This is a genomic window from Binatus sp. (SeqCode) (assembly GCF_036522015.1).
GTDB lineage: Bacteria > Desulfobacterota > Binatia > Binatales > Binataceae > Binatus.
Genome location: NZ_DATDGQ010000326.1, coordinates 1 through 8594 on the forward strand (window position 1 = coordinate 1; position 8594 = coordinate 8594).

Here is an 8594-nt window from a genome sequence, read left to right on the forward strand (position 1 = left end):
TACATCCAGGCCCTGCTCGACGCGCTGCCGCCGCCCAACTAGTCCGAACAATCGTTCTAGACGCCGGTGTCTTCGAACACGCCCGTCTCCGGCGTGTAGTTTTCGAAGCGCGTGTAGTGGTTGATGTACGTGAGTTTCGCCGTGTCGGTCGGACCGTTACGCTGCTTGGCGACGATAATTTCGGCGACCCCCGGCTCCTTGCTCTCTTTGCCCTTGTACATTTCCTCGCGATAGATGAACGCGATCACGTCGGCGTCCTGCTCGAGTGCGCCCGACTCGCGCAGGTCGGCGAGCATCGGGCGCCGATTCTCGCGCGACTCGACCTGCCGGTTGAGCTGCGACAGCGCGATCACCGGGACCTTGAGCTCTTTCGCCAGCCCCTTGAGCGAGCGCGAGATTTCCGCGATTTCCTTTTCGCGATTTTCACCGGGCCGCGCGGATCTCATCAACTGAATATAGTCGACAATTATCAGGCCGAGGTTCTTGGCGCGCTCGCGCTTGAGCCGGCGGCATTTCGCCTTGAGCGTGATCGACGTCGTGTCCGACGAGTCATCTATATAGATGTTCGACTCCGACAGCCGCGCCGCCGCCTGCGCCAGCTTGGGAAAATCGCGCTCGCCCAAAAATCCCTGCCGCGCGCGAGCGCTGTCCACCCGCGCCTCCGCGCACAACATGCGCAGCACCAGCTGCTCCTTCGACATTTCCAGCGAAAAAAACGCCACGCCCATCGGCGGGTCCGCGTCCATCGCCGCGTAGGCCGCAATATTCAGCGCAAGCGCCGTTTTGCCCACACTGGGGCGCGCCGCGATAATCACCAGGTCCGACGGCTGAAAGCCCGCGGTGATTCGATCGAGATCGATGAACCCGCTCGGCACGCCGGTGATCATCTCGCGGTTTTCGTACAGCCGCTCGAGGATCTTGAGCGACTCGCGCGTCAACTCAGGCATCGTGTGGAACGAGGGCTTAATCCGCCGCTCGGAAATCTCGAAAATGCGATGCTCGGCTTCGTCGAGGAACCCGTCCACATCGGCCGGCGCCTCGTACGACGAGCTCGCGATGTCGGTTGCGATCGAACCGAGGCTGCGCAGCACCGCCTTGTCGTGCACGATCCGCGCGTAATGCGCAACGTTCGCGGCCGTCGGCACGATCGACGCCAGCTCCGCGATGTACGCCGGGCCACCGATCTGTTCGAGCACACCCCGCGTGCGCAGCGCGTCGGTCAGCGTGATCGCGTCGACCGGCTGGCTGTGGTCCGTAAGCTCCGCCATCGCGCGGAAGATCTGCCGATGCGACTCGCGGTAAAAATCTTCGTCCGAAAGAATTTCGAGCGAATGGTTAATCGCGTCGTTGTCGAGCAGAATCGCGCCCAGCACCGATTGTTCTGCTTCGAGATTTTGCGGGGGAACGCGCTTTAGAATATCGTCCGACGAAACCGCCACCTGCCACTACCTCCTCAACCAACCGCGCGTCCGTAACTTTCTGGAGCGCCGATTATTTCCGATAGCATCATCGCTTACAACTATTACTCCAGCCGCAAGCCAACGGTTGTCACCATACCGTCCACAGTCGATGCACAGATCGGCTAGCGCGCGCCTCGCCGGCGCGGACGGTTTATCGCCAGCATCGGTCCGAGTGCGATGCCGAACATGAATCCTCCGACGTGCGCCCACCACGCGACCCCGCCCATCGCCGCCGCGCGACCGCTCTGCTCGACTCCCGCATAGAGCTGGGCCGCGAACCAAACGAACAGGTAGATGACCGCCGGAATCTCGATGAACTGGATGAAAACAAAAATCGGCAGAATCGTCAGGATGCGCCCGCGCGGGTACAGAATGAAGTACGCACCGAGCACGCCGGCGATCGCGCCGCTCGCGCCAATCACCGGCACGCTCGACTCGGGTGCGATCCACACCGTCGCGAGCGCCGCGGCGATTCCCGCGGCGCAATAGAAAATCAGGTAGCGCGCCGCGCCCATCCGATACTCGACCGCCGCGCCGAAGATGAACAGGTACAGCATGTTGCCCGCGATGTGCCAGAAACCGCCGTGGACGAACATCGACGTGACGGTCGTCATCAGCGGCGCAAGCGTCGCGAGGTTGCGATGCGTGCCGATCGTGAACGCTTGCGTCACCGCGGTCGGCACCAGTGCGAATTTCTCGACGAACGCCGCAACGCGTGCGCCGAGCGACAGTTCGTAAACGAACACCGCGAGGTTCACGGCAATAAGGGCGACGTTGACAGGAGTCAGGCGGCGCGGCGCGGCGTTGTCGCGAAGCGGGATCATCGAAACATCAGGGCCGGCCCCAGCGGAGATCGACCGCCGGCTATACTACCGGCGCGCCGCAGGCCAGCGCGAGACGGGAGAGTCGTCGGTGGTGAAACTTTCTTATGCGATCGCTTCGCCGAACTTTCTCGCTTGAGCGAGACCTCATCGTATGCGACAAAGATGGCCGGGTCGCTCGTCCCCCTCAACACGCGATCCGCGATCGCGGCCCGCGCGTTCGCGGACGCGATCTTCTAACGGAGGTTTCGATCATGGAAGTCGTTTCTAGCGAAGTATCGATTCGCACCGGCGCCGAGCGCATGCCCGCGCATCTCGCCCGTCCGGCGTCCGGCGGTCCGTATCCTGCGTTGGTGGTCGTGATGGAAGCGTTCGGCCTCAACGATCAAATCAAACGCATCACCAATCAATTCGCGGCCGAAGGCTTCGTCGCCATCTCGCCGAATCTTTATTTTCGTCAACCCAACAACGTTGTCGGCTACAACGATTTGCCCGGCGCTTTTCGCCTGATGGGTACGGTCAACGACGACCAACTCGCCGCGGACATGGGCGCCGCGATCGATCACCTCAAAGCTATGAAGGAAGTTAAGCCTGCGTTCGGCACGGTCGGATTCTGCATGGGCGGCCTGGTTGCGTTCCTGACCGCGTGCCGCAATCCAGCGGTTAAAGCGACCGTGCCCTTTTATGGCGGCGGAATGGTGAAGTCACGTCATGCCGGTATCAGGTCGCCGATCGAATATGTCGACCGCCTCAAGGCCACCGTGCTGGCGTTCTTCGGCGGCAAGGACGCTTTCATTCCGATCACCGAAGTCGACGAATTTCGCGACGCACTGAAGAAAGCCCGCAAGCCGGCCGAGGTGGTTTTCTACCCCGACGCCGATCACGGCTTCATGTGCGACGATCGTCCGTCGTTCCATCCTGTACATTCGAAAGAGGCGTGGGCGCGCACCATCGCATTCTTCAAAGAGTACTTAGGCTGAACCTGCGTGGTCGTGTTTTGTTGAAATTATTGCGGCGGGCCGGTCTTCGCCGGCCCGTTTTTTTTCTCGCACTAGCCATCGTCGCAGCCAGCGGATGCTACTCGTCCGACTATAACCGCACGATGAAGGCGAACGTGTCGCTGCTGTCCGATATGTCGGACAAGCTCGCCGACTACTGCCGCACTTATTTCAAGCTCGACGATCGCCAATTGTCATCCGAGGAGATGGGCGAGTTCTATTACGCCTTCAACAAGGCCAACGCCTTCTCGTCATCGACGCCGCGCGAGGCATCGCGGCCGTCGCATCGCGATTTCGTAAAGCTGCTCAATGCGTACGAGAAATTCGCGCATGCCGCCGACGAATACCGGCTCGGCGGCAAATCCGACCCCGCGATACTCGCGTCATTGCTGTCGCAACACGCTCAAGTCCGCCACCTCGCCGGCAAAGTCACCGAAGACTTGAAGAACGAGCCCGACTGATACTTTCCGCCGCGCTCAACCCTTCCAATGCTTGCCGTAGTTGTCCAGGTAGGCGACCTCGCTTACGGGCCGGCGCTTGATCGGTCCGAACTTCCCTTGCGGATATCCGATCGGCATCAACGCGTACGTCATCACTTCGGGCGGCAACCCCAATATCTGTTTCACCTCGTCCTCGAAAAACGTGTGAATCGTCGTGAGTACCGTCCCGAGTCCCAGCCCACGGCATGCCAGAATAATATTCTGCACGGCGGGGTAGATGCTCGAGCCCGAGATCCGCGCCTGGCTCTTCATCGCCGCGGCCACCTCGGGCGGCAGCTTGGGCGGCGGTCCCGACAATGGCACCTGCTTCAGGCATGCGAGCAACAGCACCGGCGCATCGGCCATGTGATCAATCAGGTAGTACGCCGACGCCATGAGTTTTTTGTAGGTGTCCTCGGTCATGTGCTCGGGTTTGACCCGGTCCGTGTAGAGCGCCTTCAGAATTGCGCCGCCCTTCTGATACACCGCACCAATCTTCTTGCGCTGCGTCGCGTCCTTGACGATCACGAACTCCCAACTCTGTTGATTGCTGCCCGACGGTGCGCGAATCGCCGCATCGAGCACCTTGGTGATTACCTCATCGGGAACCGGATCGGGCTTGAACCGCCTGAGCGATCGCGCCGAATAAATCGCCTCGAAAAGTCCTATCTCCGCCATCGTCATAACTCCTGGTTTGGATTTGTGCTCAGCCGCGAGAATGGCATCCCTCTAGGAAAAAAGAAAAGCGGCCGGCGAATCGCCAGCCGCTCACTTAATCTTTACTCTTTCGCGTTCACACCGGCGTACGATTTACCTTCGCCGTTGATTGCGGCCCCATCAGCATCTTGTGCACTTTCTTCGCGTCCTCTGGATCGGTCACCATCGGCCCCGGCTGATGATGATGCCTCATCACCTTGTCGTCTTCAGTGAACGCCCGGACTGTCGCGCAGTATTCGAGTAGGAGGCCGTTGGGATCGCGGAAGTAGATCGAGCGGCACCACTCATGATCGACCACCGGCGTCACCTCGACGCCCTTTCCGGTCAGCTCCGCGCGCTTGGCTTCGAGCTCGTTGACGTCGTCGCAATGGAACGCGAAATGGTAGAACGCGCCCGGCAGTCCCTGCGCGCTGTTGATGTCGGTCGCCCATTCGGTCGGCACGCCCGGCACTTTTTCCGGACACATGAACGCCACGAGGCTGCCGTCGCCGGTGTTGAGGAAGACGTGCTTGATCTTGCCCTCGCCGGCCGTCTCGATAATATCGGCCCACGCGACTTCCCAGCCCAATTTGGTGGTGTAGAACTCGACCGTGCGATCGATATCGAGAGTCGCCAATCCCAGATGATGGACCCCAGTGCGTTTCATAACCGCGCCTCCTGTCCCGTCATCCACTCTACTAATACACCCAACCGATAGTCCAACACTCCAGAACGATCGTTCAAGACCATCGTTCAGCCCCGGCTCCTTCCTTACCTCTCCTTGTCCGAGGAGAGGTTAGGAAGGGTCCGGAATTCTTCGCATCGCTCTGAATGACACGGGAAAAAGAACCTGAGAGCAAAATGGCGTCCTCACCATTTTGCGATTAGTACTTTTCACTGGGTGCAGGGTCACCCCTGCCGCGCAAGCGTGAAACCCGCGCAGGGTTTCACATTCGATAACGTGAATTATTCCTTGCATTCATTCCAGGCCTGCGAAGGCAGATTGTTATAGTTGAAGCGAACGCAAGCGACCGAACTGCAAGCGCTGACCAAATCCGCCGTCGGCGACACGCTCGCATTCTTCATCAGCCACAGATTGAGCTGATTAACCATCTGCGGACCGAGGCCGTTCAGCTCAGGCACAACTACAATGTAGAGCGCGTCCTCCTGCCGCCGGGCCGTCGACCACGACCCCGGATGCGCGAGCGACGGAAACGCCTGCATCCTGCGATGTGTCGTGGGACCTTCGACGACCTTCCAATTGTTGGCAATCTCAAGCGCCAGATGACGTGGGAACTCTTCGATCAAACCGCTGACGTCCGTATCTCCCGAAGGCTCGACGCCGACCGCGCACGCGCGAACCTCGCCCCAGTATCGATCGATCGCATTCGCCGCCGCCATCCGCGACGCGTCCGTCTTGTACTGCCCGTTGGTCTTGACCCGAATTCCAGTGGCAGTAACCAAATCGGCCGCAAATTCCGAAGACGACAACTCAAGCGGCCGCTTCCCAACCTCAGCGGAAGTACCAGTGTTGTTCTGCGAATAGTAAGTCGATTGGGTGGCACAGCCGATCAGCGCAATGGAAAGCGCAAGCGAAAACCCGAGTATCGATACATGGCAAATTGCCGCGCGAAGGCGCCTACCCCCCTCCTCCACCAATCGCACAACCCGCATCCGGTCAGATGACTCCGTCGCGCTTTAGACTTTCTAACTCGTTTGCGCCGATTCCGATCGATGCGAGCACTTCGGCGTTATGCTCGCCGAGTTCGGGCGGCCTTCTCAATAGCCTGCCACCCTCGGGCGCCTCGGACATCTTGATTGGAGTGCCGGCCACGCGAATCTTACCGCGGGTTGGATAGTCGCTGTCGATAAGCATGCGGCGCTGCGCTGTTTCGGGATCGGCAATCACTTCTTCAACTGTGCGCACTGGGGCGCATGGAATTCCCGCCTCGATCAGTCCTTCGACCATCGCGTCGCGCGGCTGCGCGCTGGTCCATTCGGAAACGATCGCGTCGAGTTCGTCGGCAATCTTCAGCCGCGCGCCGTGATTCCTGCATCGCGGATCGGCGATCAACTCTTCGTGGCCCATCAATTTCGCCAGCGTGCGCCAATGCGCTTCCGTCAGGCAGAAGATCAGAATCTCGCCGTCGCGCGCCGGATAGACGTTGGTCGGGCACGCGCCCCAATGACGATTGCCGAGCCGCTTGAACTTCATCCCTTGCAGCGCGGGCGCGACGGCGCTGGTCAATGCGGGAATCGCCACGTCGAGCATCGCGACCTCGACGTGCTGTCCTCTCCCGGTCTTCCCGCGATGGATCAGCGCGGCCAGAATCCCGCTCACCATGTGACTGCCGGTGCCCATGTCGATGAACGTCGCCGAAGTCTTCACCGGATGGTCGGGAAAGCCGGTGATACTGATGAAGCCCGACGACGCCTGGATTGTATTGTCCATCGAGCCGAGCCTCGCGTATCGGCTGTCAGACCCGTAGCCCTTGCCTGAGGCATAAATCAGCCGCGGGAATCGCGCGGCGATCTGATCGTAGGCGAGCCCGAACGACTCCATCACGCCGTCGAGATAGTTCTCGACCAGCACGTCGGCGTCCTCGAGCAGCTTGAGCACGATTTCCTGTCCGCGGGGCCTCTTCAGGTTGATAGTGACGGAGCGCTTGTTCGCATTGAGCATCAGGAACGAGTAGCCGGCGCCGCCTGGCGGAAGTTCCGGCCGCCGCAGAACTTCGCCGGTTACGGGCGGCTCGATCTTGATGATATCCGCGCCCATCGCCGCGAGTTGCAACGTGCAATACGGCGCCGCGTACACCTGTCCAAGATCGATCACGCGGATCCCATCGAGCGGCAGACTCATCGCGGCCCTCCTTGTTCGATCTTCATCGCAACAGTGAGCGCGCGATCACCATCCGATGCACTTCGCTGGGACATTCGCCGATTCGGCGTATTCGCGCCTCGCGATACCATCGCTCGATCGGAAACTCCTTGCTGACGCCGTACCCGCCATGAATCTGCACCGCACGATCGACCACGCGGCCGAGCACCTCGCTCGAATAGAGCTTCGCGATCGACGCCTCGGTGCGAGAGTCCTCGCCGCGGTCGGCCTTCCACGCCCCTTCCCACGTCAGCCACCGCGCCGCGCGCAGCTCGACCTCCGAATCCGCGAGCATCCATTGTATCGCCTGCCGCTTCGAGAGCAGCTCGCCGAAAGTGCTCCGCTGCTTGGCGTGATCGATAGCCATCCTGAGCGCCGCGACACCTACGCCGACGTTGCACGCCGAGTAGGGGAAGCGCAGCCGAGTCAGCAGGTCGAGGCACAGGTTCAAGCCTTCGCCCTCGGGCCCCAGCCGCTGTTCTAAAGGCACGATGCAGTCCTCGAAGTGAACTTCGTTCGGCAGCGCCGACGTGCGCAGCGTGCGAAAAGGCCGCGCCGTGAATCCCGGCGTGCCCTTCTTGATGATGAAGCAGGTGATTCCCTTGCGGCCGGCCTTCGCGTCGGTGCGCGTGAATACGACGCCCCACTCCGCCTCATGCGCATGCGAAATGAAAATCTTGGTGCCGTTGAGGACGTAGGTATCGCCCTGACGAACCGCCTTGCACTGAATCGCACCGGCTGGATCGGAGCCGCCCGACGGCTCGGTGATCGCGAAGAACGTATGCCACGCATTCTTGATCGTGCCGCCGGCGTAGGTGCGCTTCTGTTCCTCGGTGCCCGCGTAGACAACCGGCGGTGGCGTACGTCCGAACACCCCGCATCCCGGGTTGTAGAGTCCCATGCGATGCTGCGCCATTTCCTCGGTCAGCACGCACATGTCGAAAGTGCCGAGGCCGCCGCCGCCGTACTCGCGCGGCGCGCCCATGCACCACAACCCGGCAGCTTGATTCTTGCGCGCGATCCGCCAGTAATCGTTCTCGGGAATTTCGGGCGCGTCGGGATCGCATCGCGCTTCGATTGGAATGATTTCCTCGCGGATTATTTTCCCCACCTGGTCGCGCAGCGCCCGAATTTCCGGCGACAGTACGAATCCGTTGTCAGCGTCCATCAGAACAGTTCCTCCGCCGGTTTTCCGATTCCATCGAGCCCGCGCTGAAGTGCGCGGAGCCACATCTCGCGAATCCATTCGAGATCGTACG

Annotated in this window: 9 protein-coding genes; 2 read left to right on the forward strand and 7 right to left on the reverse strand. The window is 60.9% G+C overall.

What is annotated here, in order from left to right:
* Positions 1-56: 56 nt before the first annotated feature.
* Entirely contained in the window at positions 57-1439 is a 1383-nt protein-coding gene (dnaB, locus tag VIW95_RS13805) for a replicative DNA helicase (protein WP_331587483.1), read from the reverse strand.
* 143 nt (positions 1440-1582) lie between these two features.
* Positions 1583-2284, reverse strand: a complete 702-nt coding sequence (locus VIW95_RS13810) for a rhomboid family intramembrane serine protease (RefSeq protein WP_331587485.1) — start codon at positions 2282-2284, stop codon at positions 1583-1585.
* A 251-nt stretch (positions 2285-2535) separates the two neighbouring features.
* Here VIW95_RS13810 and VIW95_RS13815 point away from each other — a divergent pair, with 251 nt between their 5' ends.
* Both VIW95_RS13815 and VIW95_RS13820 read left to right on the forward strand, forming a co-directional pair.
* Positions 2536-3261 (forward strand): dienelactone hydrolase family protein, encoded by a 726-nt coding sequence (locus VIW95_RS13815; RefSeq protein WP_331587487.1) that lies wholly within the window; start codon positions 2536-2538, stop codon positions 3259-3261.
* A 29-nt stretch (positions 3262-3290) separates the two neighbouring features.
* Positions 3291-3740: a hypothetical protein gene (locus VIW95_RS13820; RefSeq protein ID WP_331587489.1), complete on the forward strand. Its 450-nt coding sequence runs from the start codon at positions 3291-3293 to the stop codon at positions 3738-3740.
* 15 nt (positions 3741-3755) lie between these two features.
* Here the strand turns inward: VIW95_RS13820 and VIW95_RS13825 are convergent, their stop codons facing one another.
* The 5 genes from VIW95_RS13825 to VIW95_RS13845 all read right to left on the reverse strand — a co-directional run bounded on the left by VIW95_RS13825 (position 3756) and on the right by VIW95_RS13845 (position 8503).
* Positions 3756-4436: a nitroreductase family protein gene (locus tag VIW95_RS13825; protein ID WP_331587491.1), complete on the reverse strand. Its 681-nt coding sequence runs from the start codon at positions 4434-4436 to the stop codon at positions 3756-3758.
* A 115-nt stretch (positions 4437-4551) separates the two neighbouring features.
* A complete protein-coding gene (locus VIW95_RS13830) occupies positions 4552-5121 on the reverse strand; it encodes a VOC family protein (RefSeq protein ID WP_331587493.1) in 570 nt (189 codons plus the stop codon).
* Between the two features lie 299 nt (positions 5122-5420).
* Positions 5421-5918 carry a hypothetical protein gene (locus VIW95_RS13835; protein ID WP_331587495.1) on the reverse strand — a complete coding sequence of 166 codons (498 nt, stop codon included), beginning with the start codon at positions 5916-5918 and terminating at the stop codon, positions 5421-5423.
* A 214-nt stretch (positions 5919-6132) separates the two neighbouring features.
* On the reverse strand, positions 6133-7317 hold the full coding sequence (locus tag VIW95_RS13840; protein ID WP_331587497.1) for a CoA transferase: 1185 nt from the start codon (positions 7315-7317) through the stop codon (positions 6133-6135).
* Positions 7318-7339: 22 nt separating this feature from the next.
* Positions 7340-8503: an acyl-CoA dehydrogenase family protein gene (locus VIW95_RS13845; protein WP_331587499.1), complete on the reverse strand. Its 1164-nt coding sequence runs from the start codon at positions 8501-8503 to the stop codon at positions 7340-7342.
* Positions 8504-8594: the final 91 nt, after the last annotated feature.

Coding starts and splice junctions, on each gene's coding strand:
- VIW95_RS13845 (WP_331587499.1), bottom strand. CDS start 8,503: ATGGACGCTGACAACGGATTCGTACTGTCGCCGGAAATTCGGGCGCTG.
- VIW95_RS13830 (WP_331587493.1), bottom strand. CDS start 5,121: ATGAAACGCACTGGGGTCCATCATCTGGGATTGGCGACTCTCGATATC.
- VIW95_RS13810 (WP_331587485.1), bottom strand. CDS start 2,284: ATGATCCCGCTTCGCGACAACGCCGCGCCGCGCCGCCTGACTCCTGTC.
- VIW95_RS13815 (WP_331587487.1), top strand. CDS start 2,536: ATGGAAGTCGTTTCTAGCGAAGTATCGATTCGCACCGGCGCCGAGCGC.
- VIW95_RS13840 (WP_331587497.1), bottom strand. CDS start 7,317: ATGAGTCTGCCGCTCGATGGGATCCGCGTGATCGATCTTGGACAGGTG.
- VIW95_RS13825 (WP_331587491.1), bottom strand. CDS start 4,436: ATGGCGGAGATAGGACTTTTCGAGGCGATTTATTCGGCGCGATCGCTC.